The organism is Humidesulfovibrio sp., assembly GCF_030689645.1.
Classification (GTDB): domain Bacteria; phylum Desulfobacterota; class Desulfovibrionia; order Desulfovibrionales; family Desulfovibrionaceae; genus Humidesulfovibrio.
Genome location: NZ_JAUYFU010000065.1, coordinates 1 through 21585 on the forward strand (window position 1 = coordinate 1; position 21585 = coordinate 21585).

Here is a 21585-nt window from a genome sequence, read left to right on the forward strand (position 1 = left end):
GACGGTTCTGGAGAGCGCCCAGGTTGGCGCGGATATTGTCCTTGGAGATGATGGCCTTGTCCAGAGCGGCCAAAGCCTTCTGCGCCAACTGCTGTGTGGAGATGGACTTGCCGTCGGCGCCCGTAGCAGCCAAGCCAACGCCCAGGGCGGAAGCAGTGGAGTTGTTGATGGACACGTAGTAGTAGTCTTCAGAAGAGTCGTTGCTGGAGCCGAAGTGGACCTTCATGGGGCCGGTGGCCTTGAGGCCGGCGCCGTTGTGGCTGCTGCTGGTGCCGGAGATGTTGCCGTTCAGCAGGTGAATGCCGTTGAAGTCCGTGGCGTTGGCGATTCGGGTAATTTCCGAAGCCATGGCCTGGTACTCAGAGTCGATGATCAGGCGCTGGTCGGACGAGTAGGTGCCCGTCGAGGCCTGCATGGCCAGTTCCTTCATGCGGATGAGCTTTTCGTCGATGACGCCCAGCGCTCCGTCAGCAGTCTGAATCATGGAGATGGCGTCGTTGGCGTTACGAACGCCCTGGTTCAGGGACGCGATCTCTGCGCGCATGATCTCGCGGACGGCCAGACCGGCTGCGTCGTCGGCAGCGGAGTTCACGCGCAGACCGGAAGACAGGCGCTCGGTGGAGGTGGACAGCGCACCGTACGAAGACGAAAGGTTCCGAGCCACGTTGGCGGAAAGCAAGTTGTGGTTAATAGTGAGCGACATAACCATTTCCTCCTTGAAAGTTTTTTGGCGTCCTTGCCATTCGGTGGTCCTCGTCCTGGCGACATCGCCTGCGGGGCCAATCCGATTGTTGTTACGACTCCCTCATCGGCCTTCCACAACAAAACTTTAGACGATCTGAGATTATTCTCGCCCCTTCGCCTTTTTCTTCAGCGCCTCCGCCCAACCGCAATCACCCCGCAACCAGCTTGCACAAGAAGGCATCAAAAAACCGCTCATCCATCCCAGCGCCAAGGAGGCGCAGGACCGGCAAAATTCATGCAAAAATGGTAGTTGCCGAGAACAACCCCGCCGCTGGCCTCCGCCATATGAGTGATGCGCCAAACTTCGCGCTCCTCGTCTGCTCCGGGCATTGCCAGGTCCGGCGCTCCCATGGCATTGTCAGTGCCTTAGCCCATGGAGGAGCAATGATCCCAGGCCTCACGTCCGTTCTGACCAAGCGCCGCTTTTGGCCGCTGTTCATCGCCCAGTTCACGGGCGCGGCCAACGACAACATCTTCAAGAACGCGATGGCCATCCTCATCATCTACCGTCTGGGCGAGCAGTCCTCCCTGGCGCCCACCGTGCTGGTGAACCTTGCCGCAGGGCTGTTCATCTTGCCTTTTTTCCTGTTCTCGGCCACAGGCGGCATCATGGCCGACCGCTACGAGAAAAGCAGGCTGGTGCGTCTGCTGGCCATTCTTGAGCTGATAACCGTCGCTCTTGGGGGCTGGGCGCTGCTTGCCCACAGCATTGCCGGCATGATGGGGGCGCTGTTTTTGCTGGGCGTGCTGGCGGCCTTTTTCGGACCCGTCAAATACGCCATCCTGCCAGAACTGCTGGACGTGGACGAGCTGGTGGTGGGCAACGCCCTGGTGGAAGCTGGAACATTCCTGGCCATCTTGGCCGGAACCATAGCGGGCGGGGTGTTCATCCTGCGCGAGGACGGCGCGGCCATTGTGGCCATCCTGCTCATGGGCCTCACAACCCTCAGACTCCTGGCAAGCCTGCTGCTGCCGCCCGGTCGGCCAGGGAGCCCGCACGCTACCATCCGGGCGAATTTCCTCAAGGACACCTGCGAGGTGCTGGCCCTGCTGCGCGGTCGGCGGGTCATCGCCCTCTCGGCCCTGGGCGTGTCCTGGTTCTGGCTGGTTGGGGCCACGTATCTGGCCCAGTTCCCGGCCTTTGCCAAGGATGTGCTGCGCGGCGATGAACAGGCCGTCACCCTCATGCTTACCTTGTTCTCGGTGGGCATCGGCCTCGGCTCTGCGCTCTGCTCACGCCTTCTCAAGGGCGAGATATCGGCCCGGCACGTGCCTGCAGCCGCCCTCGCCATGTCGCTGTTCGCCTTTGATCTGTGGCTGGCCGGGACTTCCGTGGCCGCAAGCCACGCCGGCTCGGCCATCATGCCCCTGGCAGAACTGCTGCAAAGGCCGCAGGTGTGGCGCGTGCTGGCCGACCTGCTCCTCTTGGCCGTGGCGGGCGGCGTCTACATTGTGCCCCTGTACACCCTGCTCCAGGCCCGCAGCGACCCGGACATGCGCGCGCGCACCATCGCGGCCAACAACATCCTGAACGCGGCCTTCATGGTGTTTTCTGCCGCAGGCAGCGCCGCCCTGCTGGCGGCTGGCGCCACCATCAACGGACTGTTCCTCGCTGTGGCCGTGACTACGCTGGTCGTTGCCGCGGCAAGCTGCACCCTCCTGCCCGACACTGTGCTCAAGCGTTGCTTCGCCCTGATTCTGCGGATGCTCTTCCGGGTCGAGGTCCGGGGCCTGGAACATCTGGCCGCCGCTGGCCCCCGTGCCGTGGTGGTGGCCAACCACGTGTCGTTTCTGGACGCCCCGCTGGTGGCCGTATTCCTGCCCTCGAAACCCATCTTCGCGGTGCACACCCTTGTGGCCAAACTGTGGTGGGTGCGGCCCTTTCTCCGGCTGGTCAACGCCTACCCCATGGACCCGGCCAACCCGCTGGCGATAAAGAAGCTCATCCGCGCCGTGCAAGAGGGCGACGTCTGCGCCATCTTCCCAGAGGGCCGCATCACCGTCACCGGCGCGCTTATGAAGATCTACGCCGGGCCGGGGGTCATAGCCGACAAGGCCGACGCGCCCATAGTGCCCCTGCGCATAGACGGCGCGCAGTTCTCCAGAGCCTCGCGCATGAAGGGCAAGCTGCGCCTGCGCTGGCTGCCCAAGATCACCCTGACCCTGCTGCCGCCGCAACGCCTGGCCGTCCCGGACGAGCTCAAAGGACGCGCGCGGCGCAAGGCCATTGGCCTGGCCCTCTACGACATCATGTCCCGCATGATGTTCGAGACCTCCCTGCACTCGCGCACGCTCTTCGAGGCCCTTCTGGACGCGGCGCGCATTCACGGGGCAGATGCCCAAGCCGTTGAGGACGCCACCCGCGTGCCTGTTACTTACGGACGGCTGGTGCTGGGCGCGCTGATCCTGGGCAGGCGCATCACTCAGGGGACCAAACCCGGCGAGGCCCTGGGCCTGCTGCTGCCCAACGCCAACGCCTCGGCTGTGAGCTTCTTTGGCGCGCAGGCTTATGGCCGGGTTCCGGCCATGCTGAATTTCACAGCCGGGCCGCGCAACGTGCTGGCCGCCTGCGACGCGGCGCAGATCAGCACCGTTATCACCTCCCGCACCTTCATAGAAAAGGCCCGGCTCGAACCCCTGGCCGCCGCCCTGGAAGGCAAGGTCCGGGTGGTCTACCTGGAGGACGTGCGCGAACAGCTCTGCTTGGCCGACAAGCTCCGCGGCCTGGCCGCGCGCCTGTTTGCGGAACGGCTCTCCAGCAGCTTTGGCCGCAGGCCGGACGACCCGGCGGTGATCCTGTTCACCTCCGGCTCGGAAGGCCCGCCCAAGGGAGTGGTGCTGTCCCACGCCAACATCATGGCCAACTGCCAGCAGCTGGCCTCCCGCGTGGCCTTCAGCCCTGCGGACCTCATCTTCAACGCCATGCCCATCTTCCATTCCTTCGGGCTCACGGGGGGGCTGTTGCTGCCTGTCCTTTCCGGCATCAAAACCTTCCTGTACCCCTCGCCCCTGCACTACCGCGTCGTTCCGGAAACCGTGTACGACATCAACGCCACCATCATGTTCGGCACGGACACCTTCCTCTCAGGCTACGCCCGCATGGCCTCGCCCTACGATTTCTTCCAGCTCCGGCACATCTTCGCGGGGGCGGAGAAAGTGCGCGACGAGACCCGGCGCGTGTGGATGGAGACTTTCGGAGTGCGCATCATGGAAGGCTACGGCACCACCGAGACCTCGCCCGTGCTGGCTTTGAACACGCCCATGCACTATCAGGCCGGAACCGTTGGCCGCCTGTTGCCCGGCGTCGAGCACCGCATGGAGCCCGTACCGGGCATCGATGAGGGCGGGCGGTTGTGGGTCAAGGGGCCGAACGTCATGCTGGGCTACCTGCGGGGCCAGCGCCCCGGCGTGCTGGAGCCGCCCGAGGACGGCTGGCACGACACCGGCGACATCGTGCACATTGACGAGCTGGGCTACCTGCGCATTCTGGACCGGGCCAAACGCTTCGCCAAGGTCGCGGGCGAGATGGTCTCTCTGACCAACGTGGAGAATGAGCTCTCCAGCCTGTGGCCGGGCCGCCGCCATGCAGTGGTCGCCCTGCCCGACGAGCAGAAGGGGCAGCAACTCCTTCTGGCAACCAACCAGCCCGGAGCCGCGCGCGCGGCCATACTCGCGCATTTCCGCGCCCAGGGGCTGGCCGAGCTTATGGTGCCGCGCGCGGTGCTGGTGCTGGACAACATTCCGGTGCTGGGCACAGGCAAAACCGATTACGTGGCCTTGCAGGCCCTCGCCGAGGAGCACATGCGCGCAAAGGCTGCGGCGGGCGCGGCGCGCTAGCCCGACAACCGGCGTCAAAGCAGCCCTTGAGGCCGGGCCGACCTTGGGCTATGGTCTGACTATCCGTGAGCGGCAGCCGCTGGCGACAGGGAGGAAGAATGACAGATTTCATCCACCACGAATTTCTGGTGAAAGACCCGGACAAAACCGCCACCATCAGTCACAACGGACCGGCGCAGAAACCCGCCATGCCCGGAGGCGGCGTCCTTTATATCATAGGCCTGCCCGGCAGCGGCAAGACCACGGTGGCCGCGCATCTGGCCCAGGCTCTGGGCTGTGCGGCGCATCTGCTGCCGCTGGAGGGAGCGGACGAGGCCCTGAGCGCCATACTGGCCCAAGCTCCTGCCGTGGTGGAGGTGCCGCACAAGCTGCTCACCAGCGAGGCCCTGCGCCAGCGCCTAAGCCAGACGGGACGCGTGCTGTACCTCATGGCCGGAGTCGAGGCCATTGCGGCGCGCCAGGCTCAAACGCCCGAAGAAGAAGCCCTGCTTCGCGAACGCCTGGGCCGCCAGCGCACCGCTTATGAGCCCTGGTTCATGCAGATGCTGCACCTGCTGGCACCGGCGGACGGCCCTCTCGACCAGGTGCTGGCCGACGCAGTGGAGCGCGTGCGCATGTAGCGCTCGCCTGGCACACACAAAACATCACCGGAGCGCACATGCCCGTCTCGCCCCTTTCCGTGGAACTTCTGGCCGTAACGCCCAACGCCCTGTCCCTCATCTATTCCGCCTTCCGGCAGTGCTACCATGCCGGTTTCGTGGCCGACATGTGGCCCAGGCTGCTTTCCGGAGCGGTAGACCGCGAGGTCCAGGCGGACTTTGTGCGCAAGGTGCTGGAGAGCGGCCACGACAGCCCGGTGGAGCACGCCAGCTTCACATTCGCCGTGGCGGGCATCTCGCGGGCCTGCTCGCACCAGATCGTGCGCCACCGCATCGCCTCTTACTCTCAACAGAGCCAGCGCTACGTCGACGCCTCGGACATGGACTACGTGCTGCCCCCGGCCATCGCCAGGATTCCTGAAGCCAAGGCGCGCTTCGAGGCCTTCATGTCCGAGGTGGGCAACGCCTACCGCGACCTGAAGGACATCCTTGAAGCCCACGGGCGCAAGGACAAGGCCAAGGAGGACGCGCGCTTCGTGCTGCCCCAGGCGGCGGAGACCAAGATCGTCATCACCATGAACTGCCGCGCGCTTCTGCACTTCTTCCACCTGCGCTGCTGCATGCGCGCCCAGTGGGAAATCCGCGCCCTGGCCGACGCCATGCTGACCCACTGCAAGCAGGAGCTGCCAGCCATCTTCGCCACAGCCGGAGCCAAATGCGAGTCGCTGGGCTACTGCCCGGAGTCCACACGCTTCGCCTGCGGCCGCTATCCCACCCGCGAACAGCTGTTCCAGCCCGGCGACGGGGAAGCCTGACCAGCAGCGCATTGACTGCGCCCGTTCGCGCCTTACTTTTGCGGGATACAATTCGCCCGCAACCGGGAGGACTTCCATGACAAGCCAACTGAAGACACTCTTTCTGCTGGCCCTGCTCACGGGCATCATCCTGCTCCTGGGCCAGGCCCTGGGCGGACGCGGCGGTCTCGTCATCGCCCTGGTGCTGGCCCTGGTCATGAACTTCGTCAGCTACTGGTGGTCGGACAAAATCGTGCTGTCCATGTACCGCGCGCAGGAGCTTTCGCCCACGGACGGCCCCTGGCTGCACTCCATGGTGGAGGAGCTGGCCAGAAACGCGGGCATCCCCAAGCCGCGCATCTGCCTCATCCCCCAGGACGCGCCCAACGCCTTCGCTACGGGCCGCAACCCGGACAACGCCGTGGTGGCCGTGACCCAGGGCATCATGCAAGTCCTCTCGCCCGAGGAACTGCGCGGCGTGCTGGCCCACGAGATCGCTCACATCGCCAACCGCGACATACTGATCCAGAGCGTCGCCGCCGTGCTGGGCGCGGCCATCATGAGCATCGCCCATATGCTCCAGTGGGGGGCCATCTTCGGCATGGGGCGCAGGGATGATGAGGAAGGCGGCGGCGGGGCGCTGGGCGCCATCGCCCTGGCCATCATCGCGCCCATGGCGGCCATGCTCATCCAGATGGCCATATCCCGCTCGCGCGAGTACCTGGCCGACGAGACCGGCGCACGCATCTCCGGCCGCCCTCTGGACCTCGCCAGCGCCTTGGGCAGGCTGGACGCAGCCTCGCGCCAGATCCCCCTGCACGGCAACCCCGTGGCCGAGAACCTGTTCATCGTAAACCCATTCACCGGGGCCGACGTGGCCAACCTCTTCAGCACCCACCCGCCCATCCCGGAGCGCATCGCGCGGCTGCGGGAGCTTTCGCGGCAGCGGGGCTCTTAGCATGCGGCGAAGCGCACCAATTCTTCTTGCGGCGCTGCTGGCCGCCTGCATGCTTTGGCCCGCGCCCGGCATGGCCCAGCGCCGCGCAGCCGCCCCGGTTCAGCCCATGGCGAGCCCCCACGACTTCGCAGACGCTTCTGCCGCCGCAGATCCGCGACGCACCCCGGTGGTGCGCGTGGTGCAGGAGACCAGCCCGGCGGTGGTCAGCATCATCAGCGCCCGCGAGGTGAAGGCCCCGTTTGCGGGCGAGTCGCTGCTGCAGCGCTTCTTCGGCGAAGCCCAGGCCCCGGGCCAGGCTCCGCCCCCCAAGTCAAAAACCGCCCAGAACCTCGGCTCCGGCGTCATCATCGATGGCCGCAAGGGCTATGTCCTCACCAACGCCCACGTCATCACCGGGGCCACGCAGATCACCGCCCGGCTGCAGGATGGCCGCGAGTTCACGGCGATGCTCCAGGGCGCGGATCAGGACATGGACCTGGCCGTGCTGCGCCTCGACGTGCCGAAGGACGGCCCGCCCCTGCCCCAGGTGCGCATGGGAGATTCCGCCGAGCTCATGATTGGCGAGCCGGTCATCGCCATCGGCAACCCCTACGGCCTTTCGCACACTGTGACCACAGGCGTCGTTTCAGCCCTGGACCGATCCATGAATACGGGCCAGCAGACCATCGCTGGCCTCATCCAGACGGACGCAGCCATCAACCCCGGCAACTCCGGCGGGCCGCTTCTGAACATTCTGGGCCAGGTGGTTGGCATCAACGCCGCGGTCTACGCCAAGGGCGGCGGCCTGGGCTTCGCCATCCCCATCAACAAGGCCAAGAGCGTGCTGGATGAGCTCATCACCACGGGCCGCGTTGCGCACATCTGGCTGGGCCTGCTCGGCGAGAACATGACCCCGGACCAGGCGGCCTTCTACGGCCTGCCCCGGCCCGGCGGCATGGTGGTGACGGACGTATTCCCAGACACCCCGGCAGAAAAGGCCGGCATCCGGCCCGGCGACGCCCTGCTGGCCATGGGCGGGCAGAAGGTGCAGAGCAAAGGGCAGTTCTTGGGGCTGCTCTTGAGTTATTCCCGCGGCGACACCCTGGCCGTGCTTTTAAGCCGCGCCGGCCAGCAGTTCCAGGTGCAGATGCGCCCACAAGTGCTGGAGCGCGATGCAGGGCTGGGGCTCATCAGCTGGCGCTGGGGCTTCACCCCGACCTTCGCTGGTTCGCGGCCGCCCGGCCAGGCGCAGCCCTCGCCGCCGCCAGGGGTGGGCGTGGCCGCAGTGCGAGCCGAAGGCCCGGCCACGCGGCTGGGCATCAAACCAGGCGACGTCATTCTGCAGATCGGCAGCCTGCGCACGGCCACCGAGGCGGACCTGCTTACGGCCTTCTACCGCTATCAGATGCACAACCAGCTGATTTTGAGCGTGCAGCGCGGCGCGCATGTATACACCGTGCGCATGAAAATCTGACCCGCGCACTTGAGCGCCCTTTCGCTGAGCTGACCGCACAACGCCAAAAAGCCGACCGCCCCGCAATCGCAGGATGGTCGGCTTTTCTGTCTGCGCGGCGCTTGCGCCGCTTCGGCTCAGGTTTCCGGCGCAGGCTGGGCGGGCACACCTGGGGCGATGGGCGTCAAGGGCATGTCCTGCGGGGCCGGGGTGCCAGGAGGAGCAGGCGTGGTGGACTTCACCACAGGCGGCGCGGCAGGCGGCGGAGTAGCCGGGGCCGTAAGCTCCGGGCCGGGAGAGCTGACGCCAGCCTGCTGGGATTTAAGTTTGGCCTCTTCGATCTTGCGCAAGCGGCGCTCCTTGGCCTTGGCCTTCTTGTCCTCACGCCGCTCCAGCAGCTTTTTCTTGGCGATGCGAGACTCCTCGCTGGAGATGACGCCGTCATGGTTCAGATCCATCTCCGCAAATTTATTCTCGCGCCGGGCCAGATATTCCTTCTGGGTCACGCGGCCGTCTTTGTTTTTGTCAAAGGTGGAGAGGTGAGGCTTGGACGGCTTGTCGCTCTTCTTCTTGGCCTTCACCGGCTTGCCTTCGGCCCGGCGCTTGGCGTCGCGCTTGGCCTCCTTCTCCTGAATCTTAGCCTTGGCAGCCTTGGCCTCCTGCGGGGAAACAACCCCGTCGCGGTTTGTGTCGGCCTGGGCGAAGCGCTTCTTGGACCCGCCAACATACTCATCACGAGTGATGCGGCCGTCGTGGTTCTTGTCCAGGGAGCGCAGATAGGGCTTGCCGTCGTTCTTGACCGCCGGGCCTTTCTTTTTTCCGGCAGGCGTCGACGCCGGGGCGGCCTTCTTCTGCGAAACAGCGGGAGCGTTGACGCGAGGCTTGGCGGCAGCGGGAGCCACGGCCTTAGGCGCCTGGCGGCGGGGGCCTTCGCCCTCATGAGGCGGCGCGTCCTGGGCCAGGGCCGGCAAGCCAGCCAGACTGGTGACGCTCAACGCCAGGATCAAAGCAAACCAGACAGTGCGGAGGGTCACCGGCATCAGTCTCCTCCCTTCGTACGCAGCAAGGTCTGAGTCCATTCGATGGCTTCGGCGTAATTTGTGGCCGAGGCCTGCTGGTCCAGTTCGCGACCATCCAGAAACCGGAACACGTCTTCCCAACTGCCAACCTCGATGTCCTCAACCAGGGAAAGCCATGCCCAGTAGGGCGAAGGTTTGGACAAGAGCGCGCCTTCCACGTCCTTGTCGAGGGGGATGTTCTGCAACAGCTTGTCCATGGGCTGCGCCAGCAGGACATCAAGCTTGGAGAACAACCCGAGCATGAAGAGGGTTTCTGAAGGAAACAGGCGCGACTTATACAGCTTGCCCATGTTTTCCAGGTAGCGCGCGCGCTGCAGGGAATTGTAGGCAGCCTCCTGCACCTTGGCCGAGGAATCGAAATCGGAAATGATGACCGCAAGGAACCACTGCTTTATCTGCTGCTTACCGAGAAGCGTCAGGGCCTGGCCAATGGACTGGATGTTGGCCCGAAGGGAGAAGGCGGCGGAATTGATGAAGTTCAGCAGGCGATAGCTCACGCTGGGATCGGTGGAGATGATCCGCGCAAGCTCGCGCACATCGTAATCGTCGCCGGAAAGGGCTCGCAGAAGCCGCATCTTGGCCATCACCGGAGTGGGAATCTTGCTGCCGCTCATGGTTTCCGGGCGGCTGAAGAAGAAGCCCTGGAACAGGGAGAAGCCCAGTTGCTTGGTCAATTCGTAAGTGGCGCGGTCCTCAACCTTCTCGGCCAGAAGGCGACAACCATACTTGCGCAGACCGGCGCTCACCTCGCGCAGGCGCGCGGGATCCATGCCCAGCACGTCCACCTTCACGATGTCCGCAAGCTGGAGGACCTCCTCGTATCCGGGCTGGCCCACGAAGTCATCCAGGGCCAAAATGTAGCCATGATTCTTGATATTGTTCAGCGCGGCGATCATTCCGGGCGTCGGCACGATGGTCTCCAACACCTCCACCACGCAAATCTCCCGCGGCAGGGCGTAGACAGTGTCGTCCAAAAGCAGGCGCTGAGGGAAATTGATGAAGGCCTTGCGGCTCTTGTCCATGCCGTTGAAGGCAAGGGCGAAGCCGTCGGCAATGACCGAGGCAGTGGCGAGGTCGTCCTCGGCCAGGGAAACATCTGCGGTCTTGGCCTGCCCGCTGCTGCGGAAAAGCAGCTCGTAGGCCCAAATCCTCTCCTTGACGTCGAAGATGGGCTGCCTGGCCACGAAGATGGCCTTGCTGGTCCGGGGCTCCTGGCCTGGCTGCGCAGATTCGATCATACCCCAAGTATCCTTGATTTCATGCTTCCATGCAACCCCAAAGGCGCGTGGGCGCCAACGAGTGCAAAACAAGAGCGCAACGAAACCGGCGCGCCTATTTTTCGCCGCCTTCCGCCGGAGGCGGCGGGGCCGTGGCATTCTGCTGCTCGCGCCCGCTCATGGCCTTGTACTCCTCCTCAAGTATCTTCGGAACGGGCCGGACCCAGAAGGTTTCCTTGACCTGCTCCTTGGCGTCCTGGGGTCCCTTGGCCGGGCAGGCCTTGATGAGTCCCTTGTTCGGGCACTCCGGCGAGGAGTAATTGGCCACCAGGCAACGGCCCTCGGAATCCGGCTCGTAGGGCACCACGCGGCGCATGGCCCGCCAGGTGCGGTCCTGCAAGATGACCTGACCATCGCTCGTGACGGCGCAGAGCATCTCCGAGTTTTTGGAGGCGTAGAACACGCTGATGACGTAGACGCCCTCATCCAGCTTGCCCACATAACCGAACTCGCTTACTTTTTTACAAAGCATGCGCGAGAGCACCTGTTTGCACAGATTGAGCTTCAGGTCATCGCCAGCGGCAAAACCCGCAGCAGGCAAAACCAGGACAAGGCACAAAGCCAGGGCGAAGCGCCGCAGGCGGGCGGGGGCGCGCAAAGGGTCAGGCATTGCGTTGATCCGGGGTGAGAAAGGTTTGGAAGCCATCGGGGCTGTCGGTCTCGCACTGGGCCTTGCAGCCAGCGCACTGAAAACTGCCGGGCTTGAAGTACCATGCGGCGCGGCCCGGATTCTCGCATCGAAAGTAGGCATACACGGCAGCCGAAACCGTTCCGGTATACCGATGATATCCCTGCTGCCGCACATAATCGAGAAACCGCATCCTTCCGCCCCCAATGTATTTACGTACTGTAGCCCGAAAGACAAAAAATGCAAAGCCGCCAACAAGACACTGTCCACCAAGCCCAGGACGAAACCACTGGGCTGAATCTGCTGGCGGCGCAGACCTCCAGCCGCAGTCTGCCGGACAGCCCAACACAAAAAGCGCCCGCCATTCGCCGACAAACGACAAGACAATACAGCACCCCGCAATCCTTGCCTTTCCTGCTGCCGCGTGGCATCAACAAGGATTCGCATCACTATACATACTCAAAAAGGACAGACGCACTCGATACAGCGTGGCGCGCTTGGCGAGAAGAGGATGAACCTCCAGCAATCGCCTCTGCGCAACAAATGGACGGCCCCGGCCCGGTGTGGGGTTTTACAGTGTCGGGGCTTGATTTTTCCTGCAAACAGGCCGAAATGGTGATGATTCAGGCAGCGTAGAAATACGCAGCCTCGGAGGTGGCGCTCCAGCCCAAAACAGCGCCCAGGAGCATACGTGGACGAAACCCTCGCCGCACAGGAAGCACCCAAAGGCCCCGCCTCCGTACCATCCGCCGTCGATGCACGGCCGCAATGGCCCGCGCGCCTGGAGGCCTATCTGTCCGTGCTGCGCCCCCTTAAGGAAAAAAGCGCCCTGCGCGAGGTGCTTGAGCGCGAGATGCTGCTCTGCTTCATCGAGGTCAACAGCGGGGGCATCAGCGAATACCCCATGCTGGCCACACAGCAGCAAAGCATCGTGAATCTCCTGTGCCGCCGCTCCGACCACCCCGCCGACTCCGTGCTGCGCAAGCTGGCCGCCAACTTTCCCGTGCTTCTGAACCGCCTGGACAAGGAGACCGCCTCCGGGGATCAGGCCGCAATGGAGCAGACCACGGCGCTCCTGCGCAATACCGAATCGCTGCTGGTGAAAAGCGTGCAGGGCATGGTTTTCGCCATGGGCCTCACCACGGACAATTTCGAGGAGCTCATCATGCGCCACTTCGGCGCGCCGGGCTTGTCCCAGTTCGCGGAGATCCTCAAGGCCAACGAATTCGACCAGGGCTTCTGGCGGGAATTTGTGGAGCGCTTCATCGCCCAGCACGTGGCCGAAGGCTACGAGCACCTGACCAGCGAAGGCAAGTTCCACCTGTCCAAAGACGGGCAGCTTGTGGTGGTGCGCTACCTGTTCGACGACGTGCTCGCCACCCTGCACGACAGCCCTGGCCACATCGACCAGACCCGCGTGCAGAAAAGCTTCGCCCTGGCCAGCGCCGAAACGCCCGAACGCCTGTCCATGCGCAAGGTGGTGCAGGCCTGCCTGCTCAAAGGCTTGGGATTCCTTCCCGGAGACATGCTCATCGAGCACCTGGAAAGCGCCGCGCTCATCGTGTGCATGGACCCAGTGGCCGAAAGCCTCTTCCGGGCCATGCAGGCGCGCGCAGCCGGGCAAGAGGCCCAGGGAAAGCACCCCCTGCCCTTTTTGATGGAGCAGGCCGTAGCCCTGGCCCTGGGCGCGGTGCTTGTGCTCAGCAAGTCGCGCGAGCATTTCCTCACCGCCCTGGGCAGCCTGCGCTCCGACGAGTTGGACGCCGTGCGCGCCCTGGCCCAAGGGCTGTCCATCGACTCCCTGGAGCGCGTGCTGTTCTTCCTGTTGGAAAGCTCCTTCGTGGGGCTCCTGCGCGAGAAGGCGCGGGACGAGGGCGCAAAAGTCACCATCAAGACCGCCGCATTGCGCCGCAGTCCGTTGCCCGCCGTTGAAGCCCTGGCCTCGCGCGGGCTCACGCGCATCCGCAAAAGCCAGTTGTGGATGCAGGACTCCACCCGGCCGGACATGCTGCTCTTCAAAACCCGCACCCCGCAGCAACTGGCGTCCATCATGCAAGTGCTGCAAATGGAGGAGCCGCTCCAGGCGCAGGTGCGCGCCCTGTGGGACCACGCGCCCTTCCGGCGCGACTTCCTGGTGGCCATCGACCTTGGCCAGGTGGCGCGAACCACCCAAAACGTCAAGGCCAAGCTTTCAGAGTTGTTGCTGAAATTTGGCGCGATCCAGGCGCCGCCTCCGCCCGTGCCCGGCGCGGCAGATACCACCCAGGCCTAGCCCCGCCCTGTCTCGCAGTCCGGCTGCGCCTACACCAGAAACGAAATGTAGGAGTAGCCGGAAATCTCCAGGTGCTTCACATCTCTCGCGTACTGCGAAAACAGCACAAGCCCCAACTGGTCCAGCTCGGCTGGCGTGGCCTGCAGGAGGGATTCCGGCAGGGCGAAGTTGTTGATGTCGTCCATCATATGGCCGCAGACCATCTCGGTGAAGTAGCCGTCCTCGGCCTTGGACATCCGCAAAGTCAGGCTGTAATTCTGACCCTTCCCGCCCTCCGCCGCCATGTGGCAAAAGACCTCTTCACAGCACAGAGACAGGACGTTGTACTCCATGTCCGTAAGCCCGAGCCTGGCCCGACCGCTAGTCAGAAGGCGTTGCAGGGCTGGAAGCTCCGCCACGTCCAACCGGAACACGCCCTCTATGCCTTTCTTCGGGGCCAGATAGGCCAGGGTGCTCAGGATGAAGGCGGTGAAACCGCCCATGGCCACGCTGTTCTGGAGGAGCGGGCTCAGGCTTGCAGGCACCACGCCAGGAAAGAACGACTTGCCCCCGGCCACCAGCCCGACCACAAGAGACAGACCCAGGATCAGTCCATGCTGATTGTTCAGCTTAGTCATGGCCACCAAGCCGAAACCGGCGTGGAACAGCATGCCGGCGATGACGATGAGAAACCCGCCGATGACCGGGCCGGGCATGTCCAGAATGATGCCGCTGACCTTGGGCATGAAGGCGAGCAAAAGCAGCAGGCAGGCGCCGATGGTGCCGATGCGCCGGGAGGCCACGCCGGTCATCTCGATGAGCGGCAGGTTGTCGCAGTAGACGGAGGGGACAGTGGTGCCAAGCGCCCCGGCCGCAACCTTGCTCAGCCCGTCGCAGTAAAGGCCGCTCTGCACCTGGTCGTAGGACACGCGGCGGAAGTTGCGCGTGGAGATCTGCTGCACCAGCATGATGTTGCCGGTGCTCTCGATCATGCTGGCCACCATGCCCATGCCGAAGGCGAAGAGCAGCGGCAGGTGCATGGCCTGGATGTTCAACTCCAAGCCGGGCCAGGCGGACAATTCCGGCAGGCCTATCCAGGCGGCGCTCGCCGTGTTGTCGAAATTGAGCTCCCCGGTCAGAAACGCCAGGCCGTAGCCGCTGGCCATGGCGATGAGCGGGCTCCACAGGCGCAGGGCCGTGGAGCCGAAGAGCATGAGCAGCGTGAGGGTGAGAACAGTGACCGCCCCAATGGCCAGACGCGCGAAGGAGACCGTAGAGGCCGCCGCCTCCGGAACGGAGGACCCGGCCCAGAGGCCAAGGCCGATGGGCACCATGGCGGTGGCGATGAGCAAAATGACCACGCCGCCCACAGCCGGGGTGATGATGTGCCGGAAGAAGCGGATGAAAAAGGTATACAGGAACACCAGGGGCACGGTGAGCAGCGTCATGGATGCGAGGAGCGGCAGGCCGCCCATCTTCACCGCATCCACCGAGCACAACAGGAACGCGCTGTATGAACCGGTGAAGAGCACAAAACCGGCCCCGATGCCGAAGCGCGTCCTGCTTTGCAGAAAGGTGAACACCGCTGACACGAGAATCGACCCGAAGGTGATGAAGGCCAGGGACTGGGGAGCGATGCCCGCCGTCTTGCCCAGCACGTTGGGGATGAAGATGATGGCGTCGAACACAAGCAGCACATGCATGAAGGCGAGGCTGATGGTGGTGAACAGCGGCGGCGACTCGCTCGCGTCGAATTTCAGCTTGTCGCGTATCATAATACCGCAGCCCCCTCTATATGTTTACTGCTTCCGACAGATGCACACTCCCAAGGGGCGCGCAGCTAGGGAACATTCCAAATCTGGAACGTTTAAGCAAGACATAGCTGACCGTTGCCAGCCAAAACCAGTGGCAGGGGCCAGCCCGGATGAAGGCAGGTCTGTCGCACAGGGCAGCGCCCCTACGCGAACACGATAGTCTTGTTGCCGTCCACCAGCACGCGATCCTCCAGGTGCCAGCGCACGGCGCGCGAGAGCACCTGGCGCTCGATGTCGCGGCCCAGGATCTTGAGCTCGTCGAGCCGGTGCCGGTGCGACACGCGGATGACGTCCTGCTCGATGATGGGGCCCTTGTCGAGGCGCCCGGTGACGTAGTGGGCCGTGGCCCCGATGAGCTTGACCCCGCGTTCCGCCGCGCGGCGGTACGGGTCCGCGCCCTCGAAGGCGGGCAGAAAGGAATGGTGAATGTTGATGATCCGCTGCGGAAAGCGCTTCACGAAGGCCGGTGAGAGAATGCGCATATAGCGCGCCAGGACCAGAAACTCCACCGGCCCGCCGGGCGCGCCGCTCAAGAGCTCCAGCATGCGCTCCTCGGGCAGGGAGAGCCCGCGGCCGCGCGGGGCGTCTGTGGCCTCCGGCACATGCACATGGTGAAAGGCCACGCCGAAAGACTCCACGGCGTGCTTGAGATCTGGATGATTGCTGATGACGAGGGGGATCTCCGCTGGCAGTTCGCCCCGGCCCACGCGCCACAAAAGATCCATCAGGGCGTGGTCCAGGCGCGAGACGAGCACGGCCATGCGCTTCTTGCGCCGGGCCAGCAGCACGCGCCAGTTCATATTGAACTGTGCGGCCACCTCGGACTCGAAGTCGCCCATGAGCTCGTCCAGGCAGCCTTCAAGGCCGGGGAAGTAGAACTCCTGGCGCATGAAGAACCGTCCGCCCTGGGGATCGGTGGAGTGCTGGTCGGAGTGGATGATGTTCACCCCGCGCTTGTGCAAATAGCCGCTCACGGCGGCGACTATGCCAGAGCGGTCCGGGCAGGTGACGAGAAGGCGCGCTGTTCCGGCCTGCCCGGCCGGGGCAGGCTTGCAGAGAGGCATGGCGGCTGTCATTGGGCTAATAATCCTCGATGGGCTTTTGGTCATCATCGGCCCCGCTCATGGCTGCGGCGATAAAGACCGGACCGGCTGCTCCGCAATAGCCTTCCGCGTCCTCGCCGGTTTTGGCCTCGTCGGCCCAGCGCCAAAGCATGCACATGGAGCCCAGGCAGAACTTCAGCTTGTCATCCCGCGTTTTGAGCATCGGGCAATACTTGAACTTGGCGTCAGACTCGCAAAGCTGCATGGGGCCTCCTTACAACGGTGCGCGCGTTAGCTGGCCTTGTTCCGGGTCGCGGCCACAGGCGTGGCGGGGAAATCAACCAGGGGACGCTTGCCCAGGCGGCTCTTCAGGTATTCCACCAGGATGGCTCCCACGCGCTCTTCGCGGTTCAGGATCTTGGCGTACTTGCCATCGGCGACGACCTTCTGGAACTCGCTCTTCTTCATGTCCGGCGAGGACTTGGCCATATTCTCAATGGCCACGGCATAGGCCGCGATCTTGCGGTCCAGGTCCACGTCGCTCATGGAGGAAAGCTCGCGCACGCGGGCGGCAAGCTCATCCGGGGAGGGCAGGCGGTCAGACTCGACGATCTTCTTGAAGGCGTTGGCGTAGCGCGTGGAGCCGTCGTTGATGTGGTCCTTCTGCACCACGTTCAGGCCGGACCAGCCCGCGCGCAACCACTTGAAGAGCGTGAAGGTGGTCTGGTTGGGACCATCCTCCACAAAAACCTGCACCGAGGCGGAGTCGTACATGTAGGTGTCGGCCCAGCCGATGAGACCCTTGTTCAGCCCGTTGATGCCGGAGTAGAAATAGCTCCACTCGCCCTCATCCAAAATGACGGCCTTCTTGCCCACGCTAGACTTGTCCTTCTGCTTGCTGACAGAGATGAGCACGTTCTTGCCGTTGTGCTTGGCGAGGATGAGCAGCCGGTTCAGATCGTAGCGGTAGTAGCCGCCGCCGAAGGAGTCGGGCGCATTGACCTCGTACTCCTGGCCCCACAGACCCACCGGGGCGTCCAGCTTGCCCAGGTGCGTCCAAGGCTTGGAGTCCTTCAGGATGTCGCTCCCTGCGTACCAGCCGCCCAGGCGCAGCACGCTGGGAAACAGCAGGTAGGTGGGAATGGACGGATTGTAGCAGTAGTTCATGAGCCGCGAGAGCCCGGTCTTCATGGAAACGCGCAGCACGGAGCCGTTACTGTCGTAGCGGCGGGCTGGCACCACATCGCGGGCGTCGCCCTTCATTTGCATAACATATTCCAGCAGGTCGTTGTAATCCTGCGGATTGATGGCGCTGCCCCGTTTCTGGGATATATCGAGAAGAGCGCCCAAGTCTTTCTCCACACCCTGGGGCATGGCGGCCTGAGCGAGCACGGGCAGCAGCAGGGACAGAAGCGCTCCGGCGAAAACCTGACCGATACGGCTGCGGGTAAAGGCACGAAAGGACATCAGAAAACCTCATGCGGGTTGTACGGGTCGACACGGCGCCTCCCGCCTGAACACAATATAATAGGCATGATTGCCCCGATTGACAAGACTTCCGAGCCGGTTCCAATCCGCAGGGAAAAAAGGTAGAGGAGCACAAGCCGCGCCTGCACAGGCAGTTTCGGCCAGTCTGCAAAAGGGAGCGCCTTCATGCCCATGCCTCTTGCCGTGCTCGTTTCCGGCGGCGGTTCCAACCTCCAGTCCGTTCTGGACAAGATCGACGCCGGGTGCATTGACGCCGAAGTGCGCGTCGTGCTCTCCAACAAAGCCGACGCCTTTGGCCTCGAACGGGCTAAAAAGCGCGGCATCGCCACATGGAGCCGCCCGCACACGGAATTTTCCTCGCGCCAGGCCTTCGACGCAGAGATGGTCCGGGTCATCGGCGACCACGGCATATGCAGCGGCACGGGTGCGGTTCTCCTGGCCGGGTTCATGCGCATGCTCACCCCGGAATTCCTGCGCGCCTTCCCAGAGGCCGTGCTGAACATCCACCCGGCCCTGCTGCCCAGCTTTCCCGGCACCCACGGCGCGGCAGACGCCGCCGCCTACGGCGTGCGCCTGGCCGGATGCAGCGTGCATTTCGTGGACGAGATCATGGACCACGGCCCGGTGGTCATCCAGGCCGCCGTGCCCGCCCAGCCCGGCGAGGGGGCGGACGCCCTGGCAGCGCGCATCCTGAAGCTCGAGCATTGCATCTACCCACAGGCCGTGGCCTGGCTGGCTGCTGGCAGGCTCAAAATCGAGGGCCGGCACGTCATGGTGCGGCGCTCCCATCCAGCCACCTGCGGCAACGCCGACCTGCCCTGCCTGGTCAGCCCTGCCCTGGAGCCAGGCTTCCTGCCCGAGCCCTGAGCGCACAAGCCCGCCCGCAAAAGGCTTGAAGGAGACTTTATGGACAACTTCCGCCTTTCCCCCACCGACGAGGACAAGCTGTACCTCAAGGATCTGGTGCTCCTGTCCATCAACGCCAGACTTTCCGGCCAAGACCCGGCTGCCCCGCCTGATCCTCCCTCCTCCCTGCTGCGCCAGGAGCTGGGCGCATTCGTCACCCTCAAGCGCAACGGGCAGCTGCGCGGCTGCATCGGCAACATCATCGGCCAGGGGCCGCTTTTCCGCACAGTGTGGAGCATGGCCCAGGCCGCGGCCTTTGAGGATCCGCGCTTCCCGAGCCTCACCCAGCCGGAGCTCGCGGATCTGGAAGTCGAAATATCCATCCTTGGCCCGGTGCTGCCCTGCCCGGACCCGGAGCAAGTTGAGGTGGGCCGCCACGGGCTCATCATGCGCCAGGGCAGCCGCCAGGGCCTGCTGCTGCCGCAGGTTCCCCTGGAATGGGGCTGGGACCGCCACCAGTTCTTGGCCCAGACCTGCCGCAAGGCCGGGCTTCCGGCCCAGGCCTGGCGCGACGCCACGACGCAGATCTACTGGTTTGAGGCCGTCGTCTTCTGATAGCGCATTGAATTGCCGCCCCCCGTTGATTTTCCTCCCCCCCAGGCATACAGGTTAGCATCCGGACAAAGTGGGCGCACCCTCGCGTCTGCTCTCATGCCGTGCCAGGAGGAACTTCGTGAAACGAATGACCATCAAGGCTCTGCTTGTCGTTCTAGGCGGCGTCACTTTGGCCGGCTTCGCCGCCACGCTCCTGCTCTTCGCCCTGCAATCCCAGCGGACCAGCAAAACTTTCGAGAACATGATCAATGTCGAAGAGGCCTTGCTGGGCCAGCTTCAGGAGATGTACGCGCAGGGGCTGCAAACCGAACAGGCCACGCGCAATGTGGTGCTGAATCCTGCGGACAAGAAGGCGCGAGAGAACTACGAAGCGGCGGACGCGAAATTCAAGAAGGCCTTGCAGACGGCCCAGGGCCTCGCCACCGGCGAGATGGCCAAAGACCTCGCCACGCTGCCCGCGCACTGGACAGAGGCCGGAGCGCTCAAGACCGAGGTCATGGCCCTTGCTGGCGCGGGCAAGAACGATGACGCCACCAGCCTCCTGAACACCAAGGAGACCAAGAAGTGGCGCGAGGTCAAAGACATAGTCCAAAAAGCCATCGTCGAGCAGAGCAAGAAGTCCAAAGCCGCCTACGAAGCATACAAGGAGCAGGAGAAGAACTCTTTCCGTGCCGTCCTGGGCCTGGTCCTGGCGCTGATCCTGGGCATGTCCGTGCTGCTGGTGCTGGGCGCGCGGATGATCCTTGGCCCCCTGCGCACCATCCGGGCCTTTGCCCTGTGCCAGGCCGAGGGCCGCTTCGACCAGTGTCTGCTGGGCGACTTCAGCGGCGAACTGAAAGAGGTCGCCACGGCCCTGGAGGCCATGGCCGCGAAGGTTCAGGAAACTCTGGGCTACACCCAGGGCGTGCTCAAAGGCATAGCCACGCCGTTCGTGGTGGTGAACCAGGACGGCGCGCTGCGCCAGACCAACCAGACGCTCCTGAACATCCTTCAGCACGACGGCAAGCCCGCGGACTACATCGGCCAGAACGTGGCCGAGTTCTTTTACGGCGACTCCACCCGCAAGACGGTCCTTAGCCAGGCCATGACGGAAAACAAGAGCATCACCCGCGAGGTGGACCTGGTGGGCCGCAAGGGCGGCACGCGCCGCATCCTCATCTCGGCCTCGCCGCTCTTCAACGACATCACCGGCGCGCCCATGGGCGCAATGTGCCTGTACACCGACCTGACCGAACTGCGCGAGCAGGAGTCCCGCGTCATGGCCCAGAATCAGGTGGTCACCGAGGCCGCCAAACGGGCGGAGGATGTGATGCGCTCACTGCTCGACTGCTCCAAGCGCCTCGCAGGCCAGATCGCCCAGGCCGAGGACGGCGCAGCCCAGCAGCGCGACCGCGCAGGCGCGACAACCCAGGCCATGGGCGACATGAGCGAGTCCATCCGGGGCGCAGCAGAGAGCGCCGAGAGAGCGACCAAAGGCGCGGAGGGCGCTGGGGGCAAGGCCAGGGAAGGCGCCGAAGTCGTGCGGCAGGTGGTGGCCTCTGTGGATGAGGTGCGCACCCAGTCCATGGCCCTCAAGGAGAACATGGGCACTCTGGGTCAGCAGGCCGAGGCCATCGGCCAGATAATGAGCGTCATCCGCGACATTGCCGACCAGACCAACCTGCTGGCTCTGAACGCCGCCATCGAGGCCGCGCGCGCGGGTGAGGCGGGACGCGGTTTCGCGGTGGTGGCCGACGAGGTGCGCAAGCTGGCCGAAAAGACCATGATCGCCACCAAGGAAGTTGGCGACGCCATCGGGAACATTCAGCAAGGCACGCGCACCAACGTGGCCCAGGTGGAGCTGTCAGCCAAGGCCATTGAGCGCACCAACGAGCTGGCCGGACGCTCTGGCGAGGCACTGCAAGAAATCGTAGGCATGGTCAACGACACCACCCTGCGCGTGCGCGGCATCACCACTGCGGTGGAGATGCAGGCCGAGGCCAGCGCCCAGGTGGACTCCGCCGTGGCCGAGATCAACGACATCGCGCTGAGCACCTCCGCCGGAATGGACGAGGCCGCCCGCGACGTTGAGGAACTAGGCCGCCTGGCCGACCAGCTGCGCGAAGTCATTGAGGGCATGGCCAAGGCTTAAGCCCGGGATACGACAAAAAAAGGCCCGTCGGCCCAGGCGTTTCCTGGAC

The 21585-nt window shown here is 64.3% G+C and carries 18 protein-coding genes; 10 read left to right on the forward strand and 8 right to left on the reverse strand.

Annotated elements, in window-relative coordinates; all coding sequences use genetic code 11:
* A partial coding sequence (locus tag Q8O35_RS09655; protein ID WP_305572678.1) for a flagellin occupies positions 1 to 703 on the reverse strand: 703 nt, incomplete at its 3' end.
* 425 nt (positions 704 to 1128) lie between these two features.
* Here Q8O35_RS09655 and Q8O35_RS09660 point away from each other — a divergent pair.
* From Q8O35_RS09660 to Q8O35_RS09680, 5 genes are all read left to right on the forward strand, one after another.
* On the forward strand, positions 1129 to 4581 hold the full coding sequence (locus tag Q8O35_RS09660; RefSeq protein WP_305572680.1) for an acyl-[ACP]--phospholipid O-acyltransferase: 3453 nt from the start codon (positions 1129 to 1131) through the stop codon (positions 4579 to 4581).
* Between the two features lie 98 nt (positions 4582 to 4679).
* Positions 4680 to 5201, forward strand: coding sequence for a hypothetical protein (locus tag Q8O35_RS09665; protein ID WP_305572682.1), 522 nt, complete (start codon positions 4680 to 4682; stop codon positions 5199 to 5201).
* A gap of 38 nt (positions 5202 to 5239) precedes the next feature.
* Positions 5240 to 5995 carry an FAD-dependent thymidylate synthase gene (thyX, locus tag Q8O35_RS09670; RefSeq protein WP_305572684.1) on the forward strand — a complete coding sequence of 252 codons (756 nt, stop codon included), beginning with the start codon at positions 5240 to 5242 and terminating at the stop codon, positions 5993 to 5995.
* Between the two features lie 76 nt (positions 5996 to 6071).
* Positions 6072 to 6932, forward strand: a complete 861-nt coding sequence (locus Q8O35_RS09675; RefSeq protein WP_305572686.1) for a zinc metalloprotease HtpX — start codon at positions 6072 to 6074, stop codon at positions 6930 to 6932.
* Between the two features lies 1 nt (position 6933).
* Positions 6934 to 8385 (forward strand): trypsin-like peptidase domain-containing protein, encoded by a 1452-nt coding sequence (locus Q8O35_RS09680; protein ID WP_305572688.1) that lies wholly within the window; start codon positions 6934 to 6936, stop codon positions 8383 to 8385.
* A gap of 116 nt (positions 8386 to 8501) precedes the next feature.
* Here Q8O35_RS09680 and Q8O35_RS09685 read toward each other — a convergent pair whose 3' ends face one another.
* From Q8O35_RS09685 to Q8O35_RS09695, 3 genes are all read right to left on the reverse strand, one after another.
* A complete protein-coding gene (locus tag Q8O35_RS09685) occupies positions 8502 to 9404 on the reverse strand; it encodes an EF-hand domain-containing protein (RefSeq protein ID WP_305572690.1) in 903 nt (300 codons plus the stop codon).
* Positions 9404 to 10681, reverse strand: coding sequence for an EAL and HDOD domain-containing protein (locus tag Q8O35_RS09690; RefSeq protein ID WP_305572692.1), 1278 nt, complete (start codon positions 10679 to 10681; stop codon positions 9404 to 9406). The genes Q8O35_RS09685 and Q8O35_RS09690 overlap by 1 nt, the downstream gene beginning before the upstream one ends.
* A 94-nt stretch (positions 10682 to 10775) precedes the next feature.
* On the reverse strand, positions 10776 to 11330 hold the full coding sequence (locus Q8O35_RS09695) for a hypothetical protein (RefSeq protein ID WP_305572694.1): 555 nt from the start codon (positions 11328 to 11330) through the stop codon (positions 10776 to 10778).
* 258 nt (positions 11331 to 11588) lie between these two features.
* On the opposite strand from Q8O35_RS09695, the gene Q8O35_RS09700 reads away from it, so the two are divergent.
* Positions 11589 to 11984, forward strand: a complete 396-nt coding sequence (locus Q8O35_RS09700; protein WP_305572696.1) for a hypothetical protein — start codon at positions 11589 to 11591, stop codon at positions 11982 to 11984.
* Between the two features lie 55 nt (positions 11985 to 12039).
* Positions 12040 to 13620 carry a hypothetical protein gene (locus Q8O35_RS09705; protein ID WP_305572698.1) on the forward strand — a complete coding sequence of 527 codons (1581 nt, stop codon included), beginning with the start codon at positions 12040 to 12042 and terminating at the stop codon, positions 13618 to 13620.
* A 29-nt stretch (positions 13621 to 13649) separates the two neighbouring features.
* On the opposite strand, the gene Q8O35_RS09710 is transcribed toward Q8O35_RS09705, so the two are convergent.
* From Q8O35_RS09710 to Q8O35_RS09725, 4 genes are all read right to left on the reverse strand, one after another.
* The gene (locus tag Q8O35_RS09710; RefSeq protein ID WP_305572700.1) at positions 13650 to 15374 is read right to left on the reverse strand and encodes a uracil-xanthine permease family protein; all 1725 of its coding nucleotides are present in this window, start codon (positions 15372 to 15374) and stop codon (positions 13650 to 13652) included.
* A 182-nt stretch (positions 15375 to 15556) separates the two neighbouring features.
* Positions 15557 to 16477, reverse strand: a complete 921-nt coding sequence (gene purU, locus Q8O35_RS09715; RefSeq protein ID WP_305572702.1) for a formyltetrahydrofolate deformylase — start codon at positions 16475 to 16477, stop codon at positions 15557 to 15559.
* A gap of 16 nt (positions 16478 to 16493) precedes the next feature.
* A complete protein-coding gene (locus Q8O35_RS09720; RefSeq protein WP_305572704.1) occupies positions 16494 to 16721 on the reverse strand; it encodes a hypothetical protein in 228 nt (75 codons plus the stop codon).
* A 26-nt stretch (positions 16722 to 16747) separates the two neighbouring features.
* Positions 16748 to 17923, reverse strand: coding sequence for a hypothetical protein (locus tag Q8O35_RS09725; protein ID WP_305572706.1), 1176 nt, complete (start codon positions 17921 to 17923; stop codon positions 16748 to 16750).
* Between the two features lie 186 nt (positions 17924 to 18109).
* Between Q8O35_RS09725 and purN the strand changes: the two genes are divergently transcribed.
* The 3 genes from purN (at position 18110) to Q8O35_RS09740 (ending at position 21536) form a co-directional block, all read left to right on the forward strand.
* Entirely contained in the window at positions 18110 to 18811 is a 702-nt protein-coding gene (gene purN / locus Q8O35_RS09730) for a phosphoribosylglycinamide formyltransferase (RefSeq protein WP_305572708.1), read from the forward strand.
* Between the two features lie 39 nt (positions 18812 to 18850).
* Positions 18851 to 19405: an AmmeMemoRadiSam system protein A gene (gene amrA / locus Q8O35_RS09735; protein ID WP_305572710.1), complete on the forward strand. Its 555-nt coding sequence runs from the start codon at positions 18851 to 18853 to the stop codon at positions 19403 to 19405.
* Positions 19406 to 19532: 127 nt separating this feature from the next.
* Positions 19533 to 21536, forward strand: a complete 2004-nt coding sequence (locus Q8O35_RS09740; protein WP_305572732.1) for a methyl-accepting chemotaxis protein — start codon at positions 19533 to 19535, stop codon at positions 21534 to 21536.
* Positions 21537 to 21585 lie beyond the last annotated feature (49 nt).